Consider the following 26,892-nt stretch of genomic DNA (forward strand, 5'->3'; position numbering starts at 1 on the left):
TGGGTCGTGTCCGGACGTGAACGGCCATGCCGTGGGCGGCGCTCCGCGCACATGCCCCTACCTGCCGTGCTCACTCCCAGCGGAAGAACGCCGCTGCCGCCCCGAGCCCGAGCAGGGCCCAGCCCGCCAGAATCCCCAGGTCGGCCCAGGGCATCCCGGCACCGTGCTGGAGCACGTCCCGCAGTCCGTCCGACAGCGCGGATATCGGCAGCAGCCCGAGCACCGACTGCGCCGCGTCCGGGAACCTGTCGAGGGGCACGATCACCCCACCGCCCACCAGGAGCAGCAGGAACACCAGGTTTGCCGCGGCCAGGGTCGCCTCCGCCCTGAGCGTGCCGGCCATCAGCAGCCCGAGTCCGGAGAAGGCCGCAGTGCCGAGCGCGAGCAGGGCCAGGACGGGGACGGGGCCCCCTTCGGGGGACCAGCCCAGAGAGAAGGCGATCACCGTCAGCAGGACCACCTGAAGCACCTCGGTCACCAGGACCGCGAGCGTCTTGGCCGTCATCAGCCCCCAGCGGGGCAGCGGAGACACAGCGAGCCGCTTGAGCACCCCGTAACGCCGCTCGAAACCGGTGGCGATCGCCTGGCCCGTGAAGGCGGTGGACATCACCGCGAGCGCGAGGATGCCGGGGGCGAGGTAGTCCACGGCACGACCGGCACCCGTGTCCACGATGTCGACCGTCGAGAACAGCACCAGCAGCAGCGACGGGATGATCACCGTCAGCAGCAGCTGTTCGCCGTTGCGCAGCAGCATCCTGGTCTCCAGCGCCGCCTGCGCCGCGATCATCCGCCCGAGCGGCGCGGCGCCCGGCTTCGGCGCATAGCGCCCGGGCGCTCCCGGCGTCCCGGGCGCCGACGACGCACCCGCCGTCACGTCCTCGCTCACCTCAGCGGTCATGACCGCAGCTCCTTCCCGGTCAGCTCCAAGAAGACGTCTTCAAGCGTGTGCCGCTCCACCGCGATCCCCTCCGGCATCACCCCGTGCTGTGCGCACCAGGTGGTGACCGTGGCCAGCAGCTGCGGGTCGACGGCGCCGGAGATCCGGTACACCCCGGAGGCCAGCTCCGCGGCCGAGGTGCCGTCCGGCAGTGCCTTCAGCAGGGAGCCCAGGTCGAGTCCCGGTCGCCCGGTGAAGCGGAGGGTGTTCTCCGCACCTCCGCGGCAGAGCTGCTCGGGGCTGCCCTGCGCGACCACGCGACCCGTGTCGATGATCGCGATGTCGTCGGAGAGCTCCTCGGCCTCGTCCATGAAGTGGGTGGTGAGGACCACGGTCACTCCGTCCGCGCGCAGCTCGCGCACCAGCTCCCAGGTGGACCGGCGGGCCTGCGGGTCGAGCCCCGCGGTCGGCTCGTCGAGGAAGACCAGCTCGGGGCGGCCGACGACGGCCATGGCGAGCGCGAGCCGCTGCTGTTGTCCACCGGACAGCCGCCGGTAGGTCGTACGGCCGCAGGAGCCGAGGCCGAGCCGCTCGATCAGGGTGTCCACGTCCAGCGGGTGGGCATGCAGCCTGGCCATGTGGCGGAGCATCTCGTCGGCGCGGGCCCCCGAGTAGACGCCACCGGACTGGAGCATCACGCCTATCCGGGGCCGCAGCCGCTCGGCGTCGGCGACCGGGTCGAGCCCGAGGACCCGGACGCTCCCCGAGTCGGGGCGGCGGTAGCCCTCGCAGGTCTCGACCGTGGTGGTCTTCCCCGCGCCGTTGGGACCGAGGACGGCGGTCACCGTACCGGCGCGGACGTCGAGGTCGAGCCCGTCCACCGCGGTCTTGGCTCCGTACCGCTTGACCAGGCTGCGCACCTGGAGGACGGACTCGTTGTTCATGCGGGGAAGTCTAAGGAGCCGCGGCCGGTCCCCGGACCCCCGGGTCTGGAACTCGCCATAACCGGAACCAGTGCTTCCGGTGGGCGGCGACGGAGTCCTCCGGAAGCGGGTGAGGCGCGACACGCCGGGAAGATTCCCCCTATGCCTGTGCACATCGGCACCTCCGGGTGGCAGTACAAGGACTGGCGGGGGGTGCTCTATCCCGACGGGCTGCCCCAGCGGCTGTGGCTGGAGGAATACGGGCGGTGCTTCGCGACCCTGGAGAACAACAACGCCTTCTACCGGCTGCCCGAGCGCTCGACATTCGCCGACTGGCGGGACCGGACCCCCGGTGACTTCCTCATGGCGGTGAAGGCGAGCCGCTATCTCACGCACATCAAACGGCTGCGCGACCCCGGGGAGCCGGTGCGGCGGCTCCTGGAGCATGCCGAGGGGCTGGGGGAGCGGCTCGGACCGGTGCTGCTCCAGCTGCCGCCGACGCTCAAGGCCGACCCCGGACTCCTGGACGCCGCTCTCGCCGGCTTCCCGCCCGAGGTGCGCGTGGCGGTCGAGCCCCGTCACGCGTCCTGGTGGACGGAGGAGGTCAGGCGGGTGCTGGAGGATCGCGGAGCGGCCCTGTGCTGGGCGGACCGGGGTTCCCGGCCGCGGACCCCGCTGTGGCGGACCACGGAATGGGGCTATGTGCGCTTCCACGAGGGCCGGGCCGAGCCCTGGCCCCGGTACGGCCGCGGGGCGCTGGCCTCCTGGGCCGGACGTATCGCCGACACCTGGCCCGGGACGGCCGATGTCTTCGCGTACTTCAACAACGACCCGGGTGGCGCGGCGGTCCTCGACGCCACGGCGTTCCGGCGCGCGGTCATGTCGCGCGGGCGCGGCGCGACCCGCACCCCGTGACGGCGCGCCGGACACCAAGCGGGTGAACCATCAGGCAGGGGGTCCGCCCCCGGGGTGCCGGGGGGTAGGCCTTGGGGATGTCCTGGGCGGCCCCTCCCGAAAGGCGACGGTGATGGCGGAGAACGATCTGGAACGTCTGCTCGGCGGGCTGCTGGGCGACTCGCCGGAGGGGAGCGGGGTGGGCAGGCTGCTCGCCTCGCTGTTCAGCGAGGTCGGTGACAGCGGCCAGGGCGGCGGCAACCCGCTTCAGGGCCTGGTGAACGAGCTCGACGAGGGCGGTCTCGCCGCCAAGGTCCGCTCCTGGATCGGTCTCGGTGACAACGAGCCCGTCAGCGGCCCGGAGCTCGCGCAGGCCCTTCCGTACCAGGTGCTCGACCGTGTGGCGCAGCAGGGCGGTGTCTCCCCCGAACAGGCCGCCGACCGGCTCGCCGCCGCATTGCCGCAGGTCGTCGACAAGCTCACGCCGGAGGGGCAGGTGCCCGAAGGGTTGCTCTAGAGCGCTCGACGCCCCCGCGATCACCCGGCGCGCCCCAAGGCGGCCGTACCGGAGTGATCGTTTCCGCAGGTCAGGTTAGGTTTCCCTAAGTGATGCACGGCACCGTCCAGGGCCTGGACGCGGCTTGTCACTGTCCGGGGAATTACGCAACAATGGCGTTGTGAAAAACGGTGAGGCGGGGCCCGAGGCCCCCCAGGAGGAGCTCGCTACCGGGGAGCGCTCGACGCGCAACCGGGTCGCGCGATCCATCCTGGACCACGGTCCCTCCACCGTCGCCGACCTCGCGAAACGCCTCGGCCTGACCCAGGCTGCCGTCCGCCGCCATCTCGACGCGCTGGTGAGCGACGATGTCGTCGCCCCTCATGAGCAGCGCGTGTACGGCACGCGCACGCGCGGCCGGCCCGCCAAGGTGTTCGCACTCACGGACTGCGGCCGTGACGCCTTCGAGCAGTCGTACGACAAGCTGGCCGTTGACGCCCTGAGCTGGATCGAAAGCGCGGCCGGCGGCGGAGCCGCTGGTGAAGCGGCCGTCGCCGACTTCGCCCGGGCCCGGATCGAAGCCCAGGCCGATGCGTACCGCAGGGCGCTCGATGCCGCCGAGCCGGACCGCCGCACCGAGGCTCTGGCCAAGGCTCTGAGCGCCGACGGGTACGCTGCTACGGCCCGTGACGCCCCGGTCGGCGAGCAGCTATGCCAGCACCACTGCCCCGTCGCCCACGCCGCCGAGCGGTACCCCCAGCTGTGCGAGGCGGAGACAGAGTTCTTCTCGCGCCTGCTCGGGACCCATGTGCAGCGGCTGGCCACCATCGCCCACGGCGACGGAGTGTGCACCACCTTCATCCCGAAGGCGGGCCGTGGCACGAGCGGTAGCGGCAGAACCAGAAGCAGCACCACAACAGACACATCAGCATCTGCAAGCAAGGCCGGGAGGAACCCCGCATGACTCTCCCCACGGAGACTGCCCACCCTGAGCTCGAGGGCCTGGGTAAGTACGAATACGGCTGGGCCGACTCCGACGCCGCCGGCGCCGCCGCCAAGCGCGGCCTCTCCGAGGACGTCGTCCGCGACATCTCCGCGAAGAAGTCCGAGCCCGAGTGGATGCTGAAGCTGCGTCTGAAGGGTCTGCGGCTGTTCGACAAGAAGCCCATGCCGAACTGGGGCTCCGACCTCTCCGGCATCGACTTCGACAACATCAAGTACTTCGTACGGTCCACCGAGAAGCAGGCCGCGAGCTGGGAGGACCTGCCCGAGGACATCAAGAACACGTACGACAAGCTCGGCATCCCGGAGGCCGAGAAGCAGCGCCTGGTCGCCGGCGTCGCCGCCCAGTACGAGTCCGAGGTCGTCTACCACCAGATCCGTGAGGACCTGGAGGAGCAGGGCGTCATCTTCCTGGACACCGACACCGCGCTGAAGGAGCACCCGGAGCTCTTCAAGGAGTACTTCGGCACGGTCATCCCCGTCGGTGACAACAAGTTCGCCTCGCTGAACTCCGCGGTGTGGTCCGGCGGTTCGTTCATCTACGTCCCGAAGGGCGTGAACGTCGAGATCCCGCTGCAGGCCTACTTCCGGATCAACACCGAGAACATGGGTCAGTTCGAGCGGACGCTGATCATCGTCGACGAGGACGCCTACGTCCACTACGTCGAAGGCTGCACCGCCCCGATCTACAGCTCGGACTCGCTGCACAGCGCCGTGGTCGAGATCATCGTCAAGAAGGGCGCCCGCTGCCGCTACACGACCATCCAGAACTGGTCGAACAACGTCTACAACCTGGTCACCAAGCGCGCCGTGGCCTACGAGGGCGCGACCATGGAGTGGGTCGACGGCAACATCGGCTCCAAGGTGACGATGAAGTACCCGGCCGTCTACCTCATGGGCGAGCACGCCAGGGGCGAGACCCTCTCCATCGCCTTCGCGGGCGAGGGCCAGCACCAGGACGCCGGCGCCAAGATGGTCCACATGGCGCCGAACACCTCCTCGAACATCGTCTCCAAGTCGGTGGCGCGAGGCGGCGGCCGCACCTCCTACCGCGGTCTGATCGAGATCGGCGAGGGCGCCCCGGGCGCGAAGTCCAACGTGCTCTGTGACGCGCTGCTGGTCGACACCATCTCGCGCTCCGACACCTACCCGTACGTGGACGTCCGTGAGGACGACGTGTCCATGGGCCACGAGGCCACCGTCTCCAAGGTCTCCGAGGACCAGCTCTTCTACCTGATGAGCCGCGGTCTGTCCGAGGACGAGGCGATGGCGATGATCGTGCGCGGCTTCGTCGAGCCGATCGCCAAGGAACTGCCCATGGAGTACGCCCTCGAGCTCAACCGGCTGATCGAGCTCCAGATGGAAGGAGCGGTCGGCTAGCGCCACGCGCCACCGCCGCATCCGACCGTCAGCACCGACTTATCCGAGAAAGCGAGCACCACGACAGCCATGGCTGAGGCTCACAACATCCCGGCGGGCTCCACCACCGCCGGCTCGATCGCGGTGGCCGCGGAGTCCACCGTCGCCACGCGCATGAGCGCGCCCCCGTCCTACGACGTGGCGGACTTCCCCGTCCCGCACGGACGCGAGGAGGAATGGCGGTTCACCCCGCTGGACCGCCTCGCCGGGCTGCACGACGGCACCGCGGTCGCCACGGACGGCGGGGTGACGGTCGAAGTCAGCGCCCCCGAAGGCGTCACGGTGGAGGCCGTCGGCCGCGACGACGCGCGGCTCGGCCGGGCCGGCAAGCCCGTGGACCGGGTCGCCGCCCAGGCGTACTCCTCCTTCGAGAAGGCCTCCGTCGTCACGGTCCCCAAGGAGACCGTGCTCAGCGAGCCGATCCGGATCTCGGTCCGCGGTGAGGGCGGGGTCGCCTACGGCCACCAGCACATCGAGCTGGGCGCCTTCGCCGAGGCTGTCGTCGTCATCGACCACACCGGTGACGCGGCCGTTGCCGCCAACGTCGACTTCGTGCTCGGAGACGGTGCCAAGCTGACCGTCGTCTCCGTCCAGGACTGGGACGACAAGGCCGTCCACATCGGCCAGCACAACGCGCTGGTCGGCCGGGACGCCTCCTTCAAGTCCGTCGTCGTCACCTTCGGCGGCGACGTCGTACGGCTCCACCCGCGGGTGTCGTACGCGGGCACGGGCGGCGAGGCCGAGCTGTTCGGCCTGTACTTCACCGACGCCGGCCAGCACCAGGAGCACCGCCTCCTGGTGGACCACAACACCCCGCACTGCAAGTCGAACGTCGTCTACAAGGGCGCGCTCCAGGGCGACGACGCCCATGCGGTCTGGATCGGCGATGTGCTGATCGAGGCCAGGGCCGAGGGCACCGACACCTACGAGATGAACCGCAACCTCGTCCTGACGGACGGCGCGCGGGTCGACTCGGTGCCGAACCTCGAGATCGAAACCGGTGAGATCGTCGGCGCCGGTCACGCCTCCGCCACCGGCCGCTTCGACGACGAGCAGCTCTTCTACCTGATGGCTCGCGGTATCCCGGAGACCGAGGCCCGCCGCCTGGTCGTCCGCGGATTCTTCGCCGAGCTGGTCCAGCAGATCGGTCTGCCGGACGTCGAAGAGCGCCTCATCGCCAAGATCGAGGCCGAGCTGGAGGCGTCCGTCTGATGGCCTTCGTCCGAGCCTGCGGGCTGAGCGAGCTGGAGGAGGACACCCCGAAGAGGGTGGAACTCGACGGCACGCCGGTCTCAGTGGTGCGCACCGAGGGTGAGGTGTTCGCGATCAACGACATCTGCTCGCACGCGAACGTCTCTCTCTCCGAGGGCGAGGTGGAGGACTGCCACATCGAATGCTGGCTGCACGGCTCCAGCTTCGACCTCCGCACCGGCAAGCCCGACAGCCTTCCCGCGACGGCACCCGTCCCCGTATACCCCGTAAAGATCGAAGGGGACGATGTGCTCGTCTCCGTCACCCAGGAGTCCTGAGTCACCCATGGCAACGCTTGAAATCCGCGACCTGCACGTCTCCGTCGAGGCCGAGAACGGCCCCCGGGAGATCCTCAAGGGCGTCGACCTGACCGTGAAGCAGGGTGAGACCCACGCCATCATGGGCCCCAACGGCTCCGGCAAGTCGACCCTCGCCTACTCCCTCGCGGGCCACCCCAAGTACACGATCACCGGTGGCACCGTGACCCTGGACGGCGAGGACGTCCTGGAGATGTCCGTCGACGAGCGCGCCCGTGCCGGTGTCTTCCTCGCCATGCAGTACCCGGTCGAGGTCCCGGGCGTCTCCGTCTCCAACTTCCTGCGCACCTCCGCCACCGCCATCCGCGGCGAGGCCCCCAAGCTGCGCACCTGGGTGAAGGAGGTCAAGGAGGCCATGGAGCGTCTCCAGATGGACCCGGCCTTCGCCGAGCGCAATGTCAACGAGGGCTTCTCCGGCGGTGAGAAGAAGCGCCACGAGATCCTCCAGCTCGAGCTGATCAAGCCGAAGATCGCGATCCTCGACGAGACCGACTCCGGTCTGGACGTCGACGCCCTGCGCGTGGTCTCCGAGGGCGTCAACCGGGTCCGCGAGACCGGCGAGGTCGGCACCCTGCTGATCACGCACTACACCCGGATCCTCCGCTACATCAAGCCCGACTACGTCCACGTGTTCGCGAACGGGCGGATCGCCGAGTCCGGCGGCCCGGAGCTCGCGGACAAGCTGGAGGCCGAGGGCTACGAGGCATATGTGAAGGGTGGCGTATCCGCGTGACCCATCCCCGCCAGGGGCTCCCCGGCCTTCTCGACACCGAGGCGCTCCGCAAGGACTTCCCGATCCTGGACCGCGTCCTGCACGACGGCAAGAAGCTCGTCTACCTGGACAACGCGGCGACCTCGCAGACCCCGCGCCAGGTGCTCGACGTGCTCAGTGAGTACTACGAGCAGCACAACGCCAACGTCCACCGCGGCGTGCACGTGCTCGCGGAGGAGGCCACCGCGCTGTACGAGGGCGCTCGCGACAAGGTCGCCGCCTTCATCAACGCGCCCAGCCGCAACGAGGTGATCTTCACCAAGAACGCCTCGGAGTCGCTGAACCTCGTGGCGAACATGCTGGGCTGGGCCGATGAGCCCTACCGCGTGGACCAGGACACCGAAATCGTCATCACGGAGATGGAGCACCACTCCAACATCGTTCCGTGGCAGCTGCTGGCGCAGCGCACCGGGGCGAAGCTGAGGTGGTTCGGTCTCACCGACGACGGCAGGCTCGACCTGTCCAACATCGACGAGGTCATCACCGAGAAGACGAAGATCGTCTCGTTCGTGCTGGTGTCGAACATCCTAGGCACGGTCAACCCGGTCGAGCAGATCGTGCGCCGCGCGCAGGAGGTCGGGGCACTCGTGCTCATCGACGCCTCGCAGGCGGCCCCGCACATGCCGCTGGACGTCCAGGCCCTGGGTGCCGACTTCGTGGCCTTCACCGGTCACAAGATGTGCGGCCCGACCGGCATCGGCGTGCTCTGGGGACGCCAGGAGCTGCTGGAGGACCTCCCGCCGTTCCTGGGTGGCGGCGAGATGATCGAGACCGTCTCGATGCACTCGTCCACGTACGCCCCGGCGCCGCACAAGTTCGAGGCGGGCACGCCCCCGATCGCCCAGGCCGTCGGTCTCGGCGCTGCCGTGGACTACCTCACCTCGATCGGCATGGACAAGATCGCCCAGCATGAGCACGCGATCACCGAGTATGCGGTCCAGCGCCTTCAGGAAGTCCCCGACCTGCGGATCATCGGCCCAGTGACGGCCGAGGACCGTGGTGCGGCGATCTCCTTCGTGCTCGGGGACATCCACCCGCACGACGTGGGCCAGGTGCTGGACGAGCAGGGCATCGCGGTCCGGGTCGGCCACCACTGCGCACGGCCCGTCTGCCTGCGGTACGGAATTCCTGCGACCACGCGGGCGTCGTTCTATCTGTACTCCACGCCGGCCGAGGTGGACGCCCTGGTCAACGGCTTGGAGCACGTCCGTGACTTCTTCGGATGAGGGACTGACGCGTGAAGCTTGATTCGATGTACCAGGACGTCATCCTGGACCACTACAAGCACCCGCACGGGCGGGGCTTGCGGGACGGCGACGCCGAGGTGCACCACGTCAACCCGACCTGCGGCGATGAGATCACCCTTCGCGTGAAGTACGACGGATCGCGCATCGAGGACATCTCCTACGAGGGTCAGGGCTGCTCCATCAGCCAGGCCTCGGCCTCCGTGCTGAACGAGCTGCTCGTCGGCAAGGAACTGGCCGAGGCGCAGAAGATCCAGGGCACCTTCCTGGAGCTGATGCAGTCCAAGGGTCAGATCGAGCCGGACGACGCGATGGAGGAGGTGCTGGAGGACGCGGTGGCGTTCGCCGGCGTCTCGAAGTATCCGGCGCGGGTGAAGTGCGCGCTGCTGAGCTGGATGGCGTGGAAGGACGCGACGGCCCAGGCGCTGTCCGAGCTGCCGGAGCCGTCCGAAGGGAAGACCGCATGACTGAGAACGCCGACACCACGACGACCCCGGAAGGCACCACCGAGCAGGAGTGGCCGACCGAGGAGACCTTCTCTTCCGCGGCTCCGGGCCCGGCGGGTTCGAAGGCGTCCGAGGAAGAGGTCCGCGAGGCCCTCTACGACGTCGTCGACCCCGAGCTGGGCATCGACGTGGTCAACCTCGGGCTGATCTACGGCATCCACATCGACGACTCCAACATCGCCACCCTGGACATGACGCTGACGTCCGCGGCCTGCCCGCTGACCGATGTCATCGAGGACCAGGCGAAGGCGGCGACCGACGGCATCGTCAATGAGCTGAAGATCAACTGGGTCTGGATGCCGCCGTGGGGCCCGGACAAGATCACGGATGACGGTCGCGAGCAGCTTCGCGCCCTGGGCTTCAACGTCTGACCCGCGTCCGACGCTCCGGGGTGGTCCTCCGCGACATCCCGGCACCGTCCGGATACCGGCAACGGCCATGCCCGCCAGGCACACTGGCGGGCATGGCCGTTCGTCTGTACCACCTCGTCCTCGACGCCCGAGACCTGCCCGGACTCTCGCGCTTCTGGTGTCAGGTGCTCGACTGGAAGGTGCTCTACGAGGCCGAGGACGAAGTCGTCATCGGGGCCGACGAGCACGCGATGCCGGGCATGTGCTTCGTACCGGTGCCGGAGCGCAAGACCGTCAAGAACCGGCTCCACATCGATCTCGCGCCCGACGACCAGGACGCCGAGGTCGAGCGGATCCTCGCACTCGGGGCGCGGCGGGTCGATGTGGGACAGGGCGCGGAGGTGAGCTGGGTGGTGCTGGCAGATCCCGAGGGCAACGAATTCTGCGTGCTGCGGCCGAAGCGGACGCTCACGGACTGACGGGCGGCTCCCCAGGGGCAGCGGGACCGTACGACGCCGGGGGCGCCGGCGGCTGCTGCATCCCCGCCGCCTCGGCCAGGACCGGGCCCAGGTTCTCCTTCCGGAGGCGCTCGTCCACGTAGAGCAGGCACGTCACCAGGCTGGGGAAGGTCGTGGTGATGATCTGGGAGATCAGCCCGCCGACCATGGAGATGACCATGGCGACACCGAGCCCCGCGAAGATCTCGGCGATGTCGGGCTCCGGGCCGTAACTGCTGGGGCTCATCAACATCGTCGGGAACATGCCCAGGAGCTGTGTGAAGTACTGCACCATCGAGCCCACGGTCGCCGCCCCCATGTAGGCGAGCAGCGAGATGCCGAAGACCCGCCACCACTCGCCGCGTACCAGGACGGATGAGCGGCGCAGCGCCTTGACCGGTCCCTGGCCCTCGAAGACGACGGCCGCCGGAGCCAGACTGAATCTGACCCAGAGCCAGACGGCCAGGGGGGTGGTCACCATGGTTCCCAGGAATCCCAGCAGCGCCAGGCCGCCTGCTGCGGGGGCGTCGTCCTGGGTGGCAAGGACGACGATCGCGCTGACGAAGCCCAGGAGGGCAAGCGCCACCGGGACCACCACGATGAGGCTGCTGATGAGGAGGGCACCCAGCACGGCCGGGACCCGGGGTGCTGTGCGCCGCCAGACCGCGCCGATGGTCGTGGGACGTCCGAGGACGGCGTCCTGGACGACGACCGCGATGCTCGTCTGCACCACCACCGTCGAGAGCAGCATCGCCAGTACGGCGATGAGCCAGACGCAGACGAAGGCGGTGAGCAGCGGGCCGCCTTCGTCCCAGCTCGGGGGCGAGTCGTGGGACGTGTCCAGCAGGACACGGAGCTCCCTCTCGACGGCCGAGTAGGCGATGGCGAACGCCGCGACCACGAGCAGGGTCGCGGCCCCGTACACGGCGAGGGCCATGCCGAACAGCTGCTTCCAGTGACGGCCGACCGTGCTGAAGGCGCCGTTGAAAAGATCGCCCACCGTGAGTGGCCGCAGGGGTATCACGCCCGGCTTCGGCGGCGGCGGTGCCCAGCCGCCCCAACCTGGCGCGCCCGGCGCTCCGTGAGGCCCGCCGTAAGGTCCCCACCCCGTGTTCTGCGACATCCCGTACCCCGCCCCGTCCGTACTCATCCCCACTGTGACTCGAACACGGTAGCGGTATGCGCCGACGGGTTGTGCGTACGGTCGTACCCATCGATAGGTACACTCGTACATATGGGATACGCACTGCTGGCCGCGGCGATCGCGGCAGAGGTGGCAGGCACCACGGCCATGAAGTACAGCGAGGGCTTCACCAGGCTGTGGCCGTCGCTGATCACCGTGGTGGGTTATGTGACCGCCTTCGCGCTGCTGGCACAGACACTGAAGACCCTCTCGGTCGGCACGGCCTATGCGATCTGGGCCGGTGTGGGCACCGCCGCGGTGGCGGCGATCGGGATGGTGTTCCTGGGCGAGCCCGCGAACGCCATGAGGCTCGCGGGTATCGCCCTCGTCGTCATCGGGGTCATCGTGCTCAACCTGGGCGGCGCCCACTGATGCCGCGCCGCAGGCGGTACGACCCCGAGCGGCGCCAGCGCGTCATCGACGCCGCGATCCGGGTGGTCGGACGCGACGGCATCGCAGGGCTCAGCCATCGCACGGTCGCCGCCGAGGCCGACGTGCCCCTCGGCTCGACCACGTACCACTTCGCCTCCCTGGACGAACTGCTCATCGCCGCCCTGCGGCAGACGAACGAGGGCTTCGCGGAACTGCTGCGCACCAGCGATGTCCTCGCGGACCCGGACGCGGACCTTGCCGTCGGACTCGCCCGGTTGATGGGGGAGTGGCTCGGCGGTGAACGGACCGGCGTGGAGCTCGAATACGAGCTCTATCTGGCGGCGCTGCGCCGTCCCGCCCTGCGCCCGGTCGCCGCCGAATGGACCGATGGTGTCATCGAGGCACTCTCCCGCAGGACGGACCCGGTGACGGCGCGTGCGGTGATGGCGCTGATGGACGGAATCTGCGTACAGGTGCTGCTCACGGACATCAGCTACGACGAGACGTTCGCACGGGAGATGCTGGCCCGTGTACTGGTCCGGGGCTGACCGCCCAGGGTGCGGGACCCGCCGTGAACCCGTTCCGGACCTGTGGGTAACAAGGGGCGTGACTCTGACCGATATCAGATACGGAGCCGGCAGGGCCGGTCCGCCCGAGGCACCCGGCGATGACGCTTCGGTCATCGCCCAGTCCCTCGAACGGCCCGAGATCTTCGCCGAGCTCTACCGGCGGTACGCAGGCGACATCCATCGCTATGCCTTGCGACGGCTCGGCGACGGCGCTGCCGACGACATCACCGCGGACACCTTTCTGACCGCCTTCCGTATCCGAGGGCGCTACGACCTGGCCCGCGCCAGTGCCCGCCCCTGGCTCTACGGCATCGCCGGCAACCTGATCGGCAAACACCGGCGTACGGAAATCAGGGCGCTGAAGGCGCTCGCCCGTACCGGTACCGACCCGGTGGCCGAGTCATGGTCCGAGCGTGCCGAGAGCCGCGTCGCGGCACAGGCCGCAGGCGGGCCACTCGCCGGAGCGCTGGCCGGGCTCAACGCCGGCGACCGGCATGTCCTGCTGCTGGTCGCCTGGGCCGACCTCAGCTACCAGGAGGTGGCCGAGGCCCTCTCCATACCCGTGGGCACGGTCCGCTCGCGGCTCAACCGGGCCCGGCGCAAGGTGCGGGAGGCACTGGGCGGCGCGGACCCCACGCTCGTACACGACAAACACGAGGTAACCGGTCATGGATGAGATGAGCGCGGTACGGAACCTGCGCGCCGACGCTCCGGCGTCCGACCACCTCCGGCTGACACCGGGGCGGCAGCGGCTGCTCGACGAGATCGAAGGGCGCAGGCGGCGCCGCGGCGGCTGGCGGCTCGCAGCCGTGAGCGTGGCGGCCGCGGTGGTGGCGGCGGTGGTGCTGGCCTCGCAGCTCGGGCCGGACACGGGCCGGGGGAAGCCGGAGGTCGGGCAGAGCATCACCGTCGAGCCACGGGACTCGCAGTGGATCTACCGCAAGGTGATGGTGACGCAAGCAGACCTCAGCTTCGTCAACGACCTCAACCCCACATCGGACGGCGACGGCGAGCCTGCTGCGCATGAGACGGAGACCTGGACGCAGTACGGCACCGGAAAGGAGCGCCAGACCCTTCCCACCGGTGCGCTCGACGCATACGTGACGCAGGCGAACTGGGGCAGCCCGAAAGCCTTGCGGAACATGGTCGGGGGCCTGCCCGACGAGTCACCTGCCCTGCTCCGGGACCTGCGGGGCCTGGTCCCCATCGATGACCGTGACGTCGGGGCCGACAAGGGTGACTATCTCCGGATCGTGTGCGCCTACTCCGAGGTCGACGTGATTCCGCCGAGGGTGCGCAGCGCGCTTTTCGAGGCGTTGAAGACGATCCCCCGGGTGAAGATCAGCGAGCGACTCGTCGATGACGCGCTGGGGCGGCCGTCCCTGGCCGTCCACTTCACCAGCACGGACCGGACCAAGGACCTGAACCTCCAGGACGAACTGCTCCTCGACCCCGACAGCTACGAGTACCGGGGCGGCCGAACCATGTACCTCGCCGGTGGAAAGCTCAACGGCAAGGCCACCACGAAGGACACCCTGGTGGACGTCAGCGCCGTGGTGCGGCAGGGGGTCGTCGACAAGCCGGGGCATCGGCCCTGACGCGCGGGGGCCGGACCGTCACGGGGGCGGTCCGGCCCCCGGCTACCGGGGCTGCCCGGGGACGGCTCGGCAGGGCACTCGGTGGGCCCGCGGGTGCGGACCGGCACCTGAGACCGGTTCGCACCCGCCCGGTCCGGCCGGTTAGGTTCTCCGTATGACTGACTCGCCCGACAGCACCACCGCACCCCGCACCACCGGCGCCGTCGCCGCCGGCCTCGCCACCATCGCCGGCGACGGCACCGTGCTCGACACCTGGTTCCCCGCCCCCGAGCTCTCCGCCGAGCCCGGGCCGGCAGGCACCGAAAGGCTCTCCGCCGACCAGGCGGTCACGCTCCTCGGCGCGGGCGCCGCGAAGGCCGTCGGCGTGGACGCCCGCCGCGGGGTCGAGATCGTCGCCGTCCGCACGGTCATCGCCTCGCTGGACGACAAGCCGCTGGACGCGCACGACGCCTATCTGCGTCTGCACCTGCTCTCCCACCGCCTGGTGAAGCCGCACGGCCAGAACCTGGAGGGCGTCTTCGGGCTGCTCTCCAACGTCGCCTGGACCTCGCTCGGGCCGGTCGCGGTCGACGACATCGAGAAGGTGCGGCTCAACGCGCGCGCGGAGGGCCTGCACCTCCAGGTGACCTCGATCGACAAGTTCCCGCGGATGACGGACTACGTCGCACCCAAGGGTGTGCGGATCGCCGACGCCGACCGCGTCCGGCTCGGCGCGCATCTCGCCGAGGGCACCACCGTGATGCACGAGGGCTTCGTCAACTTCAACGCCGGCACGCTCGGCACCTCCATGGTCGAGGGCCGGATCTCCGCGGGCGTCGTGGTGGGCAACGGCTCCGACATCGGCGGTGGCGCTTCCACCATGGGCACCCTCTCGGGCGGCGGCAACGTCATCATCGCCATCGGCGAGCGCTGCCTGGTCGGCGCCGAGGCGGGCGTCGGGATCGCGCTCGGCGACGAGTGCGTCGTCGAGGCCGGTCTGTACGTCACCGCCGGTACGCGTATCACCATGCCGGACGGCCAGATCGTCAAGGCCCGCGAGCTCTCCGGCGCCTCGAACATCCTCTTCCGCCGCAACTCGGTGACCGGCACCGTCGAGGCCCGCCCGAACAACGCGGTGTGGGGCGGTCTCAACGAGGTGCTGCACAGCCACAACTGACCCTTGGCCGGGGGCATCCGGGCTACCAGGCCGACCGGAGTTGCTCATACGCCGCCAGCAGCCCGTCGACCGTTTCCCGGTCGGCGGGCTGTAGCGGTGCCCGCACCGCCCCCGAGGGCAGACCCAGTGCGGCCAGCAGCGCCTTCGCCGTCACTGTGCCCGGCAAGCCGGAGGCCATCATCAGCTCGGTGAGCGGCAGGGTGAGCCGGTGGAGCCGGGCGGCCTCGTCCGGACGGCCCGCGTCATGGGCGTCGAGCACTGCCCGCAGCGGGCCCGGAGCGATGTTCGCGACCGTGCTGACGAAGCCCGCGCCGCCGATCGCGTAGAGCGGCAGGTTCAGCTCCTCGCAGCCCGCGTAGTAGGCGAGGGAGGTGTCGGCCAGCACCTTGCCGCTGCCGAGAAGGTCGTAGGCACAGTCCTTCACGGCCACGATCCGTGGATGGTCCGCGAGCCGCACCATCGTCGCGGGGGTGATCCTGGTGCCGGTGCGGCCCGGGATGTCGTACAGCATCAGCGGGATTCCGACCGCGTCCGCGACCTCCCGGAAGTGCGCCTCCACCGCGGCCTGCGGCGGACGGCTGTAGTACGGGGTGACGACCAGCAGCCCGTCCGCGCCCGCGCCTTCGGCGGCCCGGGCCAGCTCGACGGTGTGTCGGGTGCTCGCACTGCCGACGCCCGCCACGATGCTCGCCGACGCCCCGATCTCTTCGCGCACGGCGGCGACGAGCGCGGTCTTCTCGGCGTCCGTGGTGGTCGGGGACTCGCCCGAGGTCCCGTTCAGCACCAGCCCGTCGCAGCCCTCGGCCACCAGATGTGCGGCGAGCTTGCGCGCTCCGTCCAGGTCCGGTGCGCCATCGCCGGTGAATGGAGTGATCATGGCGCAGAGGGCACGGCCGAAGGGCGGCTCGGGAAGGTGAGACATCGTCATGTCTGAAGTGTCCGCCGGGCCTACCGTGAAGGTCCACTTAGATCTCCTTCGAACCAAGGGTTAGTGATGGTTAACGAAGGGGCGGTGGCGAGTATGTGCCAGGGGGGTGCGAGGTCGCTCGAGCGCCGGGCAGGATGGATCCATGATCCGTCACGCGCGCATCACCCGTACCGGCGGTATGGTCCGCATGAGCCGCACTGGCCGCATCGGGCGTATTGCTGTGTTTCCCCTGCTCATCGTGCTCGCTGCCTGCGGCACGCAACGGGTCGACGGGATACGGACGTCCGGTGCCACCCCGTCCCGGCCCGGCCCCGATCGGTCCGCCGCCATCGACCGGCCCGTCCCCGACCGGTCCGTGCTGGAGGCCAGGGCGCGGAGTCTGGAGTCCGCCATGGAGCTGATCTACGTCATCGACGTTCCCGGCTTCGCGGTGGCCAAGCAGTCCCTGGGGCCCTCCGGGGACGACGGCTTCCAGAGCGCCTATGCGGCGGCGTCCGGCGGCGGGCAGATCCATCTGCGCGTCGACCGGGGCACGTTCCCCGACGCCACCTGCGAGTCCGGTGCGCAGCGGAGTTGTCGGCCCGACGGTGATCGGACGTGGTACAGCGCCACGGGCGGACAGCACGAGTACGTCCGGGTCGAGGACGGCCACATAGTCCGGCTTGACGCCGACAGTGCGTTGGTGGACCGGGCGGTCCTCCACGCCGCGGCGATATCCGCGCACCGGGCCGACGACCGTGAGCTCGACGCTCTGCTCCCCGAGGAGCCGGCGCGGTCCGCCGTACCGGTCGAGCGGGGCGATCTGCCACCAGTCGGTGACGGAGCACCCGACAACGAGGTGAACGCGGGAGGCTGACCATCATGGGGATATGCGGAGGGCGGCCTTCATCGCGGCCGGGTGGCCTCGCCACCCGGTGGTGCTTCTTCTCCCGCACCTGCGCCGGGGACCACGACCCGCTGATACGCCGACGCCTGGACCTCCCGGTGCTGCCCGGGCTTCGGTGGGCCTGGTCGAGTGCGTGACAGAGGGTTCGACTCCCCGGCGCAGAAAGGATGATCCGCGTCTCGCCCGAAGGCAGAGGAGACATCTGCTCCGCTCTCGCCGTCACGGCGGTCGTCGAGAAGACGGCCCCGCCCGCACCACCATGTGCCCTCACCGCGTGGCGGCTGCTCAGCGAACGAGCGGACTGAGGCGGGCCCATGACGCACTACACGCCCGCACTCGGTATGAGCACGGGCGTGTGGTGGCGAGCACTAGCGCTTACGGGCGGAAGCGCAGCACCTGCGGGTCGTGGTCGCTGTTCTGGTCGGCGAACTCCGCGTTGATGTGCACGCTGTCGTAGTCGAAGTCGCAGATCGACGGGCTGACCAGGATCTGGTCCAGCACCTGGCTGTTGCCCTGGTAGACGTACGAGTAACGCTCGGCGCGTGGCAGGGACTTGATGCCCGAGTACAGCACACCGCCGTCGGACAGCGCCTTGGTCGTGTCCGAGAACTCGAAGTCGTTGATGTCGCCGAGGGTCACGACGTGGGCGTTGCGCTGCACCTTCAGGATGTCCTTGACGAAGGTGTTGACGGCCTTGGCCTGCTCGAGGCGCTTGGTCTCCGACGAGCGGGCCGGCGGCTGGTGCTGCGCGGTCAGGCCCTCGTCGCCGCCCTTCGAACCGAAGTGGTTGGCGATGACGAACACCGTGCGGCCGCGGAAGACGAACTCGCCCGCGAGCGGCTTGCGGCTGGCCTCCCAGGCGGTGTTCGCCGGGTCGATGCGGCCCGGGGAGAGGGTGAGCGCGGCCTTGCGGCCCTCGCTGGTGACACCGGTCGCAGTGGCCGCGTCACCACCGGCGCGGTCGGTGAAGGAGACCCGCTCCGGGTTGAACAGGAACACCTGGCGGATGTTGCCGCCCGGCTCGCCACCGTCCTTGTTGTTCTCCGGGTCGACCGTGCGGTACTCGTACGCCGGACCACCGGCAGCCGCGATCGCGTCCGTGAACTTCTTGATCGTCTGGTCGGCGGCGACCACACCGTCGTTCTTGGCGCCGGTGTTGTCCTGGATCTCCTCCAAGGCGAGGATGTCCGGGGAGGCGAGATTCTCGACGACGGCCTTGGCCAGCGCGTCGAACTTCTCCTGCGGGTCGGACGGGTCCAGGTTCTCCACGTTGTAGGTGGCGATCGCCAGCTCGCCACGGCGCTGCGGACGGGTCGACTCGCGCTCCAGCTCGCGGTCGGTGACCGTGCCCATGGTGCGGGCGGTGATGGTGTAGCCGCCGAACTGGTTGAAGTCCAGAGGGCCCTCGGTCGTACCGGACAGCACATCGCCGACGTTCGCCTTCGGGAACGCCTGCTGGGCGGTCGGCACCAGCGACTGGATCTGGAGACGGCCGGTGTTCTGGGACTCGTACGAGCCGTAGCGGGCGCCGCCGCGCACGGTCGCGTTCTCGCGGGGCTTCACCGTGACCCAGAGCTCGGAGTACGGGTCGGTGGCGCCGACCACGCGCGAGGTGCCGATGCTCACGTTGGTGCCCTCGAGGGACTCGTAGTAGTCCAGGGCGTACGTACCGGGCTCCAGCGTGAGTCCGTTGATGCTGTTCGCTGCGGCCGGGTCGCCCTCGGGGGCGTAGGCCGACGGGACGCTCTTGGCGTTGATGGTGACCGGGGCCGGCAGCGCGTTGCCCGAGGACACCACGGCGATGGTCGGCTTGGAGATCTGGGTCAGGGACTGGTTGCCCGACGTCAGACCGCCCGGGACGTACTCGCTGACCGTGCCGGAGACCTTCACCGAGTCGCCGACGGCGACGGTCGGGGCGGAGCTGGTGAACACGAACAGGCCCTCGCTGGTGGCCGGGTTGGCGTCCGCCTGCGTGTCCTGCATCCAGAAGCCGCGCGAGGAGCCGTAGGCGCGCACGCCGGTGACGATGCCCTCGACATCCTTCACCTGCTGGCCGACGAGCGGGCTGGTGCGGGTGGTGCCCTGGATGTCGTGAATGCGTACACCGGCGGTGTCTGCCGTGATGTCGGCGTCGGCGGCGGCCGAGGAGGAACCGGCGAGCAGTCCGGCGGCCAGGGCGGACGCCATAACGGACGCGACGGCGGCTGATCTCGGGATCGAAGGCATCGAGAAAACTCCGGAATGAGGGGGGTATGAGGGTGGTGATGCTGGTTCTACGCGCGTCAATGTCCTGGGTGGACATGTCACTTGTCAAGGGGCTCTCGGTGTACTGCCGTTGACGCGTGTATGAACCGGGTGGCATGGGGCGAAATGCGTCTACGCTGGGGGCGCCGCCCGAGCCGGTACACGTATGCCGAGGAGAACTTCCAGATGTCACCAGACCGCCCCGCCGCAAGCCCCGCACTGCCCCCGGTGAGGCTGCGCCAGGAGGCCGAGCTGGCACGGGACGCGCTGGGCGCACCGTTGCTGTCGCGTGCCGTGCGACTGGCGCGCTGGGCCGGCCCCGGCACCAGGGTCGGCGCGGGCGGAGTGCTGGTGGATGAACAGCTTCCGGATGCGGCGAAGGCCTTGGGCCTCGCGCCCGACGAAGAGGGGACGGCGGACGCGAGCGCGGCCTGGCGCGTGGCCGTGGACACCGGACTGGTCGAGGTCGTCGTCCCCGATGACGGAGACGGGGATGGAGACGGTGGCGGCGAACTGCCGGGGACCGTCACCACCGGTGGCAATCTGCCGCTGATCACGGGCGGCAGCCCCAAGGATGTGCTGGCGCTCTGGCAGGACGCTTTCGAATCGGTCCGCGCCGACGCCATCGCGCCCCTTCTGGACGATCTGTCGGCGGTCATCGACGAGCACGGCGAGATCGACCTGGACGCCCTGGACTGGGACCCGGAAGCGGAGTCCGAGTTCCTCGACGGTGTGCTCGGCAATCTGTATCTGCTGACCCTGACCGAGGGAGCCGCAGGCGGAGCCGCTGATGACGGCTTCACCGGGGCCGACGCCGCGTCCGCGGGCAGCGGTGGCGCGGTGCCGCTGCCCGCGCTTGCCGCGTCGATGATCGTGCCCGACGACATGGGAGAGCCGACCGACGACATCCTGGAGCAGGTGTCGGAGGCGATGATGCGGCTGGACGACCAGTTCCGGCTGCTCGAGCCGATCGGCCTGGTGCGGTACCGGCCCGTGGACGGGGAACTGATGGAGGAGGAGGCGGGGCCCGCCACCGCCCGGTCCGGCCCCTCCGGTTCGGCCGCGACGGACTCGCATGCGCCCGACGCGGCGGATGACGATGTGTCACGCTACGGCCTGGTGACGCTCACCCCGCTCGGGCTGTACGGGATCAGGGCCCGGATGCTGGAGGCCGGGATCGCGGCACCTGCCGTCGGGGACCTCGCGGCCGGGGGAGCGGACGCACTGCTCGACGGGGTGGCGCGGTACTCCGAGCTCGCGGCGCGGGCGGAGACCATCGAGTGGCTGGCCCGCCGTACCCCACGCGCAGCCGCCACCGAACTGCTGGACGCCGCACACGGCACTGACCGCGGCGCGCCGCTTCGGCGGCTGCACTGCCAGCAGGCGCTGGCACTGCTCGGCGCGGACGCCGAGCCCGCCGTACGCGCGGTACTCGACGACCGGGAGCTGGGCGGGCTCGCCCGGGTATGGCTCGCGGAGCGTGGCACCGCCGATGTTCCGGCGCCCCCGCCGTCCATGATCCTCTGGCTGGCGGTCGACACGATCGCGGCCCAGCTCGACGCCGAGGGGGAGTCGGACGAGCTACGGGGGCTCGTGGAGGGGCTCGTCGGACAGCACAGCGGGTTCTTCGGCGAGGCATGGCGCGTGGAGCATCCCGCGACAGCCGATGTGCTGGAGGCGATGGGACGGCTTCACGGCGACCGCAGGACGGCCAAGGAGGCCCGCAAGGCGGCGTTCAAGGCCCGCTCCCGCGCCGGGACCTGAGAAAGCGGCCGGCAGACAGAGCCGGGTGCGCGGCAGCGGGAACGGGCGCAGGGCGGCGATTCACGGACGCGGGCCCACCGTGTCGTGTGACGGTCGCGTGGTGTTCACCTGCCGTCTGTCCGTGCGCGGGTCGCGGCCGGGCACACTCGCACCGCCAGCATTCAAGAGGCACACCGCCTCATCTCCCCGGGAGAACGCGATGCCGCTCAGCCGCAGGGAATTCACCAGGCAGTCCGCGCTCACCGGCGCGGGTGTCGCCCTCACCGGCGCCGTCGGCGCACTCGCCACCGCCCCCGGCGCCCTCGCCGCCGAAGACACCGCGCACGTCCTCGTCCGCCGCCGACCGCCACGGCGACCACGGGCACGGTCACCCCGGCCTCGGTTACCGGGACCTTGCAGAAAGCCCCGGCGTTCACGCCGGGGCTGAATGCATCTCAAGACTGCTCTGACGTGCACTTTAGAGCGGACGTTTTTGCTGCTCGATGTACTGGCGGACGATCGCCAACGGTGCTCCGCCGCACGATGCGGAGAAATACGAGGGCGACCACAGGTGCCCGTGCATGATGGCGCGGTTGATCCGGCCCGTGAACTCCTGGCGTATGCGGCGGGCGGAGACGCCCTTGAGGCTGTTGACCAGCTTGGAGACGGCGACCTTGGGCGGGTAGTGCACCAGGAGGTGGACGTGATCGCGTTCGCCGTTGAACTCTTTCAGCTCCGCTTCGAAGTCCTCGCAGACCTTGCGCATGATTTCTTCGCAGCGTGTCAGCATCTCGTCGTTGAACACCCCGCGCCGGTACTTCGTCACAAAGACCAAGTGCACATGCATCGCCGAAACAACGTGTCTCCCACGCCTGTAGTCGTTCTGCTCATCCATGAGACCAATCGTAGTAGGATCTTGGGCATGCAGCTCCGCTACAACTACCGGGCCTACCCGGACGCCTCCCAGCGTCGTGGGCTGGCGAGGGCGTTCGGGTGCGCCCGCGTGGTGTGGAACGACTGCCTGCGCGACCGGAAGGAAGCGCACGCGGCCGGGCTGCCGTACGTGAACTCGGCCGAACTGTCCCGGCTTCGCATCACCCAGGCCAAGCGCACCGAGGAACGCGCCTGGCTTGCCGATGTGTCGGCGGTCGTCCTGCAACAGTCCCTTCGGGACCTGGACACCGCGTACAAGAACTTCTTCGACTCGGTCAAGGGCAAGCGGCAGGGCCGCAAGGTCGGCCCTCCCCGCTTCAAGTCGAAGAAGGACACCCGGCAGTCGGTCCGCCTCAACACCAACGCCTTCTCCCTGACGGACGACGGCACGGTGTATGTGGCCAAGGTCGGCAACCTCAAGGTCAAGTGGTCCCGCCGGCTTCCGGCCGCACCCACGTCCCTGACCGTCACCAAAGACAGCTGTGGCCGGTACTTCCTCAGCTTCGTCGTGGACACCGAGCCGGACATCCTCCCCAAAGCGCAGACCGACGCCGGTATCGACCTCGGCCTGTCCTCCTTCGCCGTCCTGTCCGACGGCCGGAAGATCGACAGCCCTCGCTTTCTGCGCCGGGCCGAGAAGAAGCTCAAGCGTCTTCAGCGGGAGCTGTCCCGCAAGGCCAAGGGCTCGAAGAACCGGGCCAAGGCCCGTATCAAGGTCGCACGCCAGCACGCCAAGGTGGCCGACCGGCGCCGGGACTTCCACCACAAGGCCTCTACACAGATCATCCGCGACAACCAAGCGGTGTATGTGGAAGACCTCGCGGTGTCCGGTCTCGGGCGCACCCGGCTTGCCAAGTCCGTGCACGACGCGGGATGGTCCGCGTTCGTCGGCATGCTGGAGTACAAGGCGGCTCTGCACGGCCGCACCTTTGCCAAAGTGGACCGGGCCTTCCCGTCCTCTCAGGTCTGTTCGGCCTGCGGATTCCGGAGCGGCCCCAAGCCCCTGCACGTCCGGGAGTGGACGTGCGGCGAGTGCGCCACCGTGCACGACCGTGACCACAATGCAGCCCGCAATGTCCTGTTCGAAGGACGCCGAATCGTCGCCGCCGGACGGGTGGAGACACTAAACGCCTGTGGAGCGCCGGCAAGACGGGCACACGTGCCCGCACAGCGCGTTGAAGCAGGAAGCCCCCGGAAGGGTCAGACGACCCAGGCCGGAATCCTTGGACTTTAGGCCAGGGAGCACGTCAAGGACCCCTGATTCCTGACCCGAAGGGCATGCTCGCCCTGCCCGCCGGGTTCTCGTACCGCGTCATCACCCACTGCGGCGTCACCAAGCTGGAGTCGGGTGAGTTCACCCCGTCCAAGCACGACGGCACTGCCACCTTCGAGGGTCCGCGCGGCTCGGTCCTGCTCGTCAACAACCACGAACTCAAGGGTCCCCGCACCAAGTTCCCCCACCCCGTCCCGCTCGCTGACGGCCTCGTCTACGACCCTGGCGCGGCCGGCGGCTGCACCGTCGTCGAGACCCACCGCGACGGCCGGACCGCCGAATGGGTGGGCATCGCGGGCACGTCCACCAACTGCGCGGGCGGACGGACCCCTTGGGGTACCTGGCTGACCTGCGAGGAAAACGCGGACAGGGCCGGTGAGAACGGCATGACCAAGGACCACGGCTATGTGTTCGAGGTCGATCCCCACGACCGTCGTGCCAACCGCGATCCGGTGCCGGTCAAAGCCTTCGGCCGCTACGAGCACGAGGCGGTCGTCATCGACACCCGGCGCGGCCACGCCTACCTCACCGAGGACGCCGCAGGCCCGAACGGACTGTTCTACCGCTGGGTCCCGCCGCACGGCTTCCAGCACGGCCGCGGCCGACTGCGCCACATTCCGGAGGACGCCGGGCTGTTGCAGGCGCCCACGTGCTACGACGCCGGCGGACGCTTCGTCGACGATCTGTCCCGTGCCACCAGGATCGGCACGGTGTACGGCGTGGACTGGGTCAACGTCCCGGACCGCGACGCCAGGACCGTGCCGGTGCGCCAGCAGTTCGGCGACGGCGAGGTCACCCGCGCCCGCAAGCTGGAGGGCATGTGGTGGGCGGACGGCGGGGCGTACATGGTCTCCTCGTTCGCCCGCGACGAGAGCCCGGGCCAGCCGCACGACGGCCAGGTCTGGTTCTACGACCCCCGGCGCCGGACCCTCACCCTCAAGGTGCTGCTGGGGGTGAACGCCGCCCCGGCCGAGGACGGCTCGTACGACGGCCCCGACAACATCACCGTCTCACCCTACGGCGGCCTCATCATCGCCGAGGACGGCGAGGGCATCCAGCATCTCTTCGGCGCCACCGAGAGCGGCCGTACGTACCCGATCGCCCGTAACGACCTCAATACCGGCACCGAAGAGAATCCGGACTACAGCGAGTTCACCGGTGTGGTCTTCTCACCCGACGGGCGGACGCTGTTCGCCAACATCCAGAACCCGGGCATCATGCTCGCCATCACCGGACCATGGAAGCGCCAGCGCCCCCGCTGAACCGCCGGCGCCCTCCGGGTAAATCCCTTGGCGCGCACCCGGCCCGCCGCCCTAGAGTGATCAGCGTCCAGGTGCGCAGGCAGGACCTACTTCCACTTCTCATGGGGAGGTCACGGGTTCGAGTCCCGTCACCGGCACTCAGGCCGGTGTAGCTCAGGGGCCAGAGCACCATCGTCGGTTCCGCCGAACTTGTCCTCTGGACACCACAATTTCATGCACCTCCCGGTGCGCAGGCTGCGGTTACTTCGTTGTGATCGAATCCCAACCGCCGCCATTTTGATCTCGGGAGGCCGGCATGCGATGAGAGTGCCCGGTGCGCAGGCCCCGGATACTTCATGGGGAACAGCGGGTTGCGGGTTCGAATCCCGTCATGCCTTCGGGGCGTGTAGCTCAATCGGACAGAGCAGCCGTTATATGGACCGTGGCCGCTTCGACCTCGGGCTCCTCTCATCGCTCGTTCATGCTGTGCCTCCCCCGGTAATGAACAACCAATGGGGAATTCGGGGGAATTCACATGGCACGCTTCAACACCCGCAGCGCGCGACGAGCCGCGGCGACCTCGCCCGTACGCTCCACCGGCCGTGCCGCCACCCACCAGGGCGGCATCGGTCTCCGGCGCGACGCGCGCTCCGAGCTGTTCCTGCTCGCCGTCGCCAACTTCGTTTCGCAGCAGACGTTCTACGAGTCCGGCGACGTACGCGACAACCGCTTCACCGCCCTGGTGCGCACCCTCGCCGTCGAGGACCCGGAGTGGACCGCCGGCCTGCTCGGATGGCTTCGCGGCGACGCGGGTATGCGCACGGCCTCGCTCGTCGGCGCGGCGGAGTACGTCAGCGCCCGGCTCGCTGCCGCTGCCACCGACGGCCCCGCGAACCGGCAGGTCATCGCGTCCGTGCTGCGCCGCGCCGATGAGCCGGGAGAGCTGCTCGGCTACTGGACCTCGCGCTACGGGCGGGCCCTGCCCAAGCCCGTCAAGCGGGGTGTCGCCGACGCCGTGCGCCGCCTTTACCGCGGTGCGTCGCTGCTGAAGTACGACTCCTCCGGCAAGGACTACCGCTTCGGCGACGTCCTCAATCTGGTGCACGCCTCGCCCGACCCCGGCAAGCCGTGGCAGGGCGAGCTGTTCCAGTACGCACTGGACCGCCGCCACCACCCCGACACCGCCACCCCGCCCGCGTCGAACCGGATGCTGACCGCCCATCGCGCGCTGATGGACCTGCCCGTCGCCGAGCGGCGTGCCGTGGTCACCGGACCGGGTGGCGCTGAGCGCCTGGCCGAGGCCGGGGTGACGTGGGAGGCGCTGGCGGGCTGGCTCCAGGGGCCGATGGACGCGGCGGCCTGGGAAGCCGTGATCCCGTCCATGGGGGCCATGGCGCTGGTACGGAATCTGCGCAACTTCGACGAGCCCGGGGTCTCGGACGAGGTGGCGGCCCAGGTCGCCGCGAGGATCTCGGACCCGGAGGTGGTGGCCGCCTCGAAGCAGTTCCCGTTCCGCTACCTGGCCGCGTACCAGCACGCGCCGTCGCTGCGCTGGTCGTACCCGCTGGAGAAGGCACTCGGGCACTCGCTGGCCAACGTGCCCGCGCTGCCCGGGCGGACGCTGATCCTCGTGGACCGCTCGGGCTCGATGTGGTCGCCGCTGTCCGCGCGCTCCCAGCTCAACTGCGCGGACGCGGCGGCGATCTTCGGTTCGGCGCTGGCGATGCGAGCTGCCGATGCCGATCTGGTCGAGTTCGGCACGAGCAGCCGGGCCGTGAAGTACCGCCGCGGCGACTCGGTGCTGAAGGTCCTGGGGCGCTTCGGCGAGCTCGGCGGCACCAACACCGCCGAGGCAGTGCGCCGGTACTACCGCGGGCACGACCGTCTGCTGATCGTCACCGACGAGCAGACGGCGTACAGCCACCACGGAAGCCCGATCGCCCAGATCCCGGCGGATATACCCGTCTACACCTGGAACCTGGCGGGCTACCGGGCCGGACACGGCCCGTCCGGTGAGGGAAACCGGCACACCTTCGGCGGGCTCACCGACGCGGCCTTCCGGATGGTCCCGCTGCTGGAGGCGGGTCAGTCGGCCGACTGGCCCTGGGCGCCGCGCTGACCACCGGCTCCGGGCGGCCCCCCGGGGGGGGCCCCCGGGGGGGGGTTGGCCGGGTGGGGGACTGCGGCAGGGCCCCCCGCGTTTACCATACCCCGACCC

General features: G+C 69.7%; 26 protein-coding genes and 1 pseudogene. 21 read left to right on the forward strand and 6 right to left on the reverse strand.

Going from position 1 to position 26,892, the window contains the following annotated elements; translation table 11 throughout:
* Window positions 1-70 precede the first annotated feature (70 nt).
* Complete coding sequence (locus tag ACFV6V_RS12410) at window positions 71-898, reverse strand: ABC transporter permease (protein ID WP_385562971.1); 828 nt, start codon at window positions 896-898, stop codon at window positions 71-73.
* Window positions 895-1,821: an ABC transporter ATP-binding protein gene (locus ACFV6V_RS12415; RefSeq protein ID WP_385562974.1), complete on the reverse strand. Its 927-nt coding sequence runs from the start codon at window positions 1,819-1,821 to the stop codon at window positions 895-897. Before ACFV6V_RS12415 ends, ACFV6V_RS12410 begins: the two co-directional genes overlap by 4 nt.
* A gap of 141 nt (window positions 1,822-1,962) precedes the next feature.
* Here ACFV6V_RS12415 and ACFV6V_RS12420 point away from each other — a divergent pair, with 141 nt between their 5' ends.
* The 11 genes from ACFV6V_RS12420 (at window position 1,963) to ACFV6V_RS12470 (ending at window position 10,530) form a co-directional block, all read left to right on the forward strand.
* Complete coding sequence (locus ACFV6V_RS12420; protein ID WP_385562976.1) at window positions 1,963-2,715, forward strand: DUF72 domain-containing protein; 753 nt, start codon at window positions 1,963-1,965, stop codon at window positions 2,713-2,715.
* Window positions 2,716-2,797: 82 nt separating this feature from the next.
* Entirely contained in the window at window positions 2,798-3,211 is a 414-nt protein-coding gene (locus ACFV6V_RS12425; protein ID WP_385563229.1) for a YidB family protein, read from the forward strand.
* Between the two features lie 160 nt (window positions 3,212-3,371).
* A complete protein-coding gene (locus ACFV6V_RS12430; protein WP_385562978.1) occupies window positions 3,372-4,154 on the forward strand; it encodes a helix-turn-helix transcriptional regulator in 783 nt (260 codons plus the stop codon).
* Window positions 4,151-5,572 (forward strand): Fe-S cluster assembly protein SufB, encoded by a 1,422-nt coding sequence (gene sufB / locus ACFV6V_RS12435; protein ID WP_385562981.1) that lies wholly within the window; start codon window positions 4,151-4,153, stop codon window positions 5,570-5,572. The genes ACFV6V_RS12430 and sufB overlap by 4 nt, the downstream gene beginning before the upstream one ends.
* Before the next feature lie 69 nt (window positions 5,573-5,641).
* On the forward strand, window positions 5,642-6,823 hold the full coding sequence (gene sufD, locus ACFV6V_RS12440; protein ID WP_385562984.1) for a Fe-S cluster assembly protein SufD: 1,182 nt from the start codon (window positions 5,642-5,644) through the stop codon (window positions 6,821-6,823).
* Window positions 6,823-7,140: a non-heme iron oxygenase ferredoxin subunit gene (locus ACFV6V_RS12445; RefSeq protein WP_338675803.1), complete on the forward strand. Its 318-nt coding sequence runs from the start codon at window positions 6,823-6,825 to the stop codon at window positions 7,138-7,140. Before sufD ends, ACFV6V_RS12445 begins: the two co-directional genes overlap by 1 nt.
* Window positions 7,141-7,147: 7 nt before the next feature.
* Window positions 7,148-7,912, forward strand: a complete 765-nt coding sequence (gene sufC / locus ACFV6V_RS12450) for a Fe-S cluster assembly ATPase SufC (RefSeq protein ID WP_385562987.1) — start codon at window positions 7,148-7,150, stop codon at window positions 7,910-7,912.
* Window positions 7,909-9,177, forward strand: a complete 1,269-nt coding sequence (locus tag ACFV6V_RS12455; protein WP_385562989.1) for a cysteine desulfurase — start codon at window positions 7,909-7,911, stop codon at window positions 9,175-9,177. The genes sufC and ACFV6V_RS12455 overlap by 4 nt, the downstream gene beginning before the upstream one ends.
* Window positions 9,178-9,188: 11 nt before the next feature.
* A complete protein-coding gene (gene sufU, locus ACFV6V_RS12460; protein ID WP_385562992.1) occupies window positions 9,189-9,662 on the forward strand; it encodes a Fe-S cluster assembly sulfur transfer protein SufU in 474 nt (157 codons plus the stop codon).
* Window positions 9,659-10,072, forward strand: coding sequence for a metal-sulfur cluster assembly factor (locus ACFV6V_RS12465; RefSeq protein WP_385562995.1), 414 nt, complete (start codon window positions 9,659-9,661; stop codon window positions 10,070-10,072). Before sufU ends, ACFV6V_RS12465 begins: the two co-directional genes overlap by 4 nt.
* 92 nt (window positions 10,073-10,164) lie before the next feature.
* Complete coding sequence (locus ACFV6V_RS12470) at window positions 10,165-10,530, forward strand: VOC family protein (RefSeq protein WP_385562998.1); 366 nt, start codon at window positions 10,165-10,167, stop codon at window positions 10,528-10,530.
* Here ACFV6V_RS12470 and ACFV6V_RS12475 read toward each other — a convergent pair.
* The gene (locus tag ACFV6V_RS12475; protein WP_385563000.1) at window positions 10,520-11,548 is read right to left on the reverse strand and encodes a hypothetical protein; all 1,029 of its coding nucleotides are present in this window, start codon (window positions 11,546-11,548) and stop codon (window positions 10,520-10,522) included. The two genes, ACFV6V_RS12470 and ACFV6V_RS12475, sit on opposite strands and share 11 nt — an antisense overlap.
* 234 nt (window positions 11,549-11,782) lie before the next feature.
* Here ACFV6V_RS12475 and ACFV6V_RS12480 point away from each other — a divergent pair, with 234 nt between their 5' ends.
* The 5 genes from ACFV6V_RS12480 (at window position 11,783) to dapD (ending at window position 15,426) form a co-directional block, all read left to right on the forward strand.
* On the forward strand, window positions 11,783-12,103 hold the full coding sequence (locus ACFV6V_RS12480) for a DMT family transporter (protein WP_385563003.1): 321 nt from the start codon (window positions 11,783-11,785) through the stop codon (window positions 12,101-12,103).
* A complete protein-coding gene (locus ACFV6V_RS12485) occupies window positions 12,103-12,651 on the forward strand; it encodes a TetR/AcrR family transcriptional regulator (protein ID WP_385563006.1) in 549 nt (182 codons plus the stop codon). Before ACFV6V_RS12480 ends, ACFV6V_RS12485 begins: the two co-directional genes overlap by 1 nt.
* Before the next feature lie 64 nt (window positions 12,652-12,715).
* Window positions 12,716-13,348 (forward strand): RNA polymerase sigma factor, encoded by a 633-nt coding sequence (locus ACFV6V_RS12490; RefSeq protein ID WP_385563232.1) that lies wholly within the window; start codon window positions 12,716-12,718, stop codon window positions 13,346-13,348.
* Entirely contained in the window at window positions 13,341-14,270 is a 930-nt protein-coding gene (locus tag ACFV6V_RS12495) for a hypothetical protein (RefSeq protein ID WP_385563009.1), read from the forward strand. Before ACFV6V_RS12490 ends, ACFV6V_RS12495 begins: the two co-directional genes overlap by 8 nt.
* 154 nt (window positions 14,271-14,424) lie before the next feature.
* Entirely contained in the window at window positions 14,425-15,426 is a 1,002-nt protein-coding gene (dapD, locus tag ACFV6V_RS12500) for a 2,3,4,5-tetrahydropyridine-2,6-dicarboxylate N-succinyltransferase (protein WP_385563011.1), read from the forward strand.
* Between the two features lie 22 nt (window positions 15,427-15,448).
* Here the strand turns inward: dapD and dapA are convergent, their stop codons facing one another.
* Window positions 15,449-16,354: a 4-hydroxy-tetrahydrodipicolinate synthase gene (gene dapA, locus ACFV6V_RS12505; protein WP_385563014.1), complete on the reverse strand. Its 906-nt coding sequence runs from the start codon at window positions 16,352-16,354 to the stop codon at window positions 15,449-15,451.
* 142 nt (window positions 16,355-16,496) lie between these two features.
* On the opposite strand from dapA, the gene ACFV6V_RS12510 reads away from it, so the two are divergent.
* The gene (locus ACFV6V_RS12510; RefSeq protein ID WP_385563017.1) at window positions 16,497-17,210 is read left to right on the forward strand and encodes a hypothetical protein; all 714 of its coding nucleotides are present in this window, start codon (window positions 16,497-16,499) and stop codon (window positions 17,208-17,210) included.
* A gap of 405 nt (window positions 17,211-17,615) precedes the next feature.
* On the opposite strand, the gene ACFV6V_RS12515 is transcribed toward ACFV6V_RS12510, so the two are convergent.
* The gene (locus ACFV6V_RS12515; RefSeq protein ID WP_385563020.1) at window positions 17,616-19,466 is read right to left on the reverse strand and encodes an endonuclease/exonuclease/phosphatase family protein; all 1,851 of its coding nucleotides are present in this window, start codon (window positions 19,464-19,466) and stop codon (window positions 17,616-17,618) included.
* Between the two features lie 204 nt (window positions 19,467-19,670).
* Here ACFV6V_RS12515 and ACFV6V_RS12520 point away from each other — a divergent pair, with 204 nt between their 5' ends.
* On the forward strand, window positions 19,671-21,248 hold the full coding sequence (locus ACFV6V_RS12520; protein WP_385563023.1) for a hypothetical protein: 1,578 nt from the start codon (window positions 19,671-19,673) through the stop codon (window positions 21,246-21,248).
* A gap of 457 nt (window positions 21,249-21,705) precedes the next feature.
* On the opposite strand, the gene tnpA is transcribed toward ACFV6V_RS12520, so the two are convergent.
* Entirely contained in the window at window positions 21,706-22,122 is a 417-nt protein-coding gene (gene tnpA / locus ACFV6V_RS12525; protein ID WP_385563026.1) for an IS200/IS605 family transposase, read from the reverse strand.
* Window positions 22,123-22,149: 27 nt separating this feature from the next.
* Between tnpA and ACFV6V_RS12530 the strand changes: the two genes are divergently transcribed.
* The 3 genes and pseudogenes from ACFV6V_RS12530 (at window position 22,150) to ACFV6V_RS12540 (ending at window position 26,793) form a co-directional block, all read left to right on the forward strand.
* Window positions 22,150-23,394 carry an RNA-guided endonuclease InsQ/TnpB family protein gene (locus ACFV6V_RS12530; RefSeq protein ID WP_385563029.1) on the forward strand — a complete coding sequence of 415 codons (1,245 nt, stop codon included), beginning with the start codon at window positions 22,150-22,152 and terminating at the stop codon, window positions 23,392-23,394.
* A 5-nt stretch (window positions 23,395-23,399) separates the two neighbouring features.
* Window positions 23,400-24,695 (forward strand): annotated as a pseudogene (locus ACFV6V_RS12535) (alkaline phosphatase PhoX); the annotation flags it as partial.
* A gap of 514 nt (window positions 24,696-25,209) precedes the next feature.
* Window positions 25,210-26,793: a TROVE domain-containing protein gene (locus ACFV6V_RS12540; RefSeq protein WP_385563032.1), complete on the forward strand. Its 1,584-nt coding sequence runs from the start codon at window positions 25,210-25,212 to the stop codon at window positions 26,791-26,793.
* Window positions 26,794-26,892: the final 99 nt, after the last annotated feature.

The organism is Streptomyces sp. NPDC059828 (genome assembly GCF_042731955.1).
Lineage (GTDB): Bacteria > Actinomycetota > Actinomycetes > Streptomycetales > Streptomycetaceae > Streptomyces.

What these genes read in the sequence shown, in the direction of transcription:
- ACFV6V_RS12410 (WP_385562971.1), bottom strand. Translation starts at nt 898, where the DNA reads ATGACCGCTGAGGTGAGCGAGGACGTGACGGCGGGTGCGTCGTCGGCG.
- ACFV6V_RS12415 (WP_385562974.1), bottom strand. Translation starts at nt 1,821, where the DNA reads ATGAACAACGAGTCCGTCCTCCAGGTGCGCAGCCTGGTCAAGCGGTAC.
- ACFV6V_RS12420 (WP_385562976.1), top strand. Translation starts at nt 1,963, where the DNA reads ATGCCTGTGCACATCGGCACCTCCGGGTGGCAGTACAAGGACTGGCGG.
- sufB (WP_385562981.1), top strand. Translation starts at nt 4,151, where the DNA reads ATGACTCTCCCCACGGAGACTGCCCACCCTGAGCTCGAGGGCCTGGGT.
- sufD (WP_385562984.1), top strand. Translation starts at nt 5,642, where the DNA reads ATGGCTGAGGCTCACAACATCCCGGCGGGCTCCACCACCGCCGGCTCG.
- ACFV6V_RS12445 (WP_338675803.1), top strand. Translation starts at nt 6,823, where the DNA reads ATGGCCTTCGTCCGAGCCTGCGGGCTGAGCGAGCTGGAGGAGGACACC.
- sufC (WP_385562987.1), top strand. Translation starts at nt 7,148, where the DNA reads ATGGCAACGCTTGAAATCCGCGACCTGCACGTCTCCGTCGAGGCCGAG.
- ACFV6V_RS12465 (WP_385562995.1), top strand. Translation starts at nt 9,659, where the DNA reads ATGACTGAGAACGCCGACACCACGACGACCCCGGAAGGCACCACCGAG.
- ACFV6V_RS12470 (WP_385562998.1), top strand. Translation starts at nt 10,165, where the DNA reads ATGGCCGTTCGTCTGTACCACCTCGTCCTCGACGCCCGAGACCTGCCC.
- ACFV6V_RS12480 (WP_385563003.1), top strand. Translation starts at nt 11,783, where the DNA reads ATGGGATACGCACTGCTGGCCGCGGCGATCGCGGCAGAGGTGGCAGGC.
- ACFV6V_RS12485 (WP_385563006.1), top strand. Translation starts at nt 12,103, where the DNA reads ATGCCGCGCCGCAGGCGGTACGACCCCGAGCGGCGCCAGCGCGTCATC.
- ACFV6V_RS12495 (WP_385563009.1), top strand. Translation starts at nt 13,341, where the DNA reads ATGGATGAGATGAGCGCGGTACGGAACCTGCGCGCCGACGCTCCGGCG.
- dapD (WP_385563011.1), top strand. Translation starts at nt 14,425, where the DNA reads ATGACTGACTCGCCCGACAGCACCACCGCACCCCGCACCACCGGCGCC.
- dapA (WP_385563014.1), bottom strand. Translation starts at nt 16,354, where the DNA reads ATGACGATGTCTCACCTTCCCGAGCCGCCCTTCGGCCGTGCCCTCTGC.
- ACFV6V_RS12510 (WP_385563017.1), top strand. Translation starts at nt 16,497, where the DNA reads ATGATCCGTCACGCGCGCATCACCCGTACCGGCGGTATGGTCCGCATG.
- ACFV6V_RS12515 (WP_385563020.1), bottom strand. Translation starts at nt 19,466, where the DNA reads ATGCCTTCGATCCCGAGATCAGCCGCCGTCGCGTCCGTTATGGCGTCC.
- ACFV6V_RS12520 (WP_385563023.1), top strand. Translation starts at nt 19,671, where the DNA reads ATGTCACCAGACCGCCCCGCCGCAAGCCCCGCACTGCCCCCGGTGAGG.
- tnpA (WP_385563026.1), bottom strand. Translation starts at nt 22,122, where the DNA reads ATGGATGAGCAGAACGACTACAGGCGTGGGAGACACGTTGTTTCGGCG.
- ACFV6V_RS12530 (WP_385563029.1), top strand. Translation starts at nt 22,150, where the DNA reads ATGCAGCTCCGCTACAACTACCGGGCCTACCCGGACGCCTCCCAGCGT.
- ACFV6V_RS12540 (WP_385563032.1), top strand. Translation starts at nt 25,210, where the DNA reads ATGGCACGCTTCAACACCCGCAGCGCGCGACGAGCCGCGGCGACCTCG.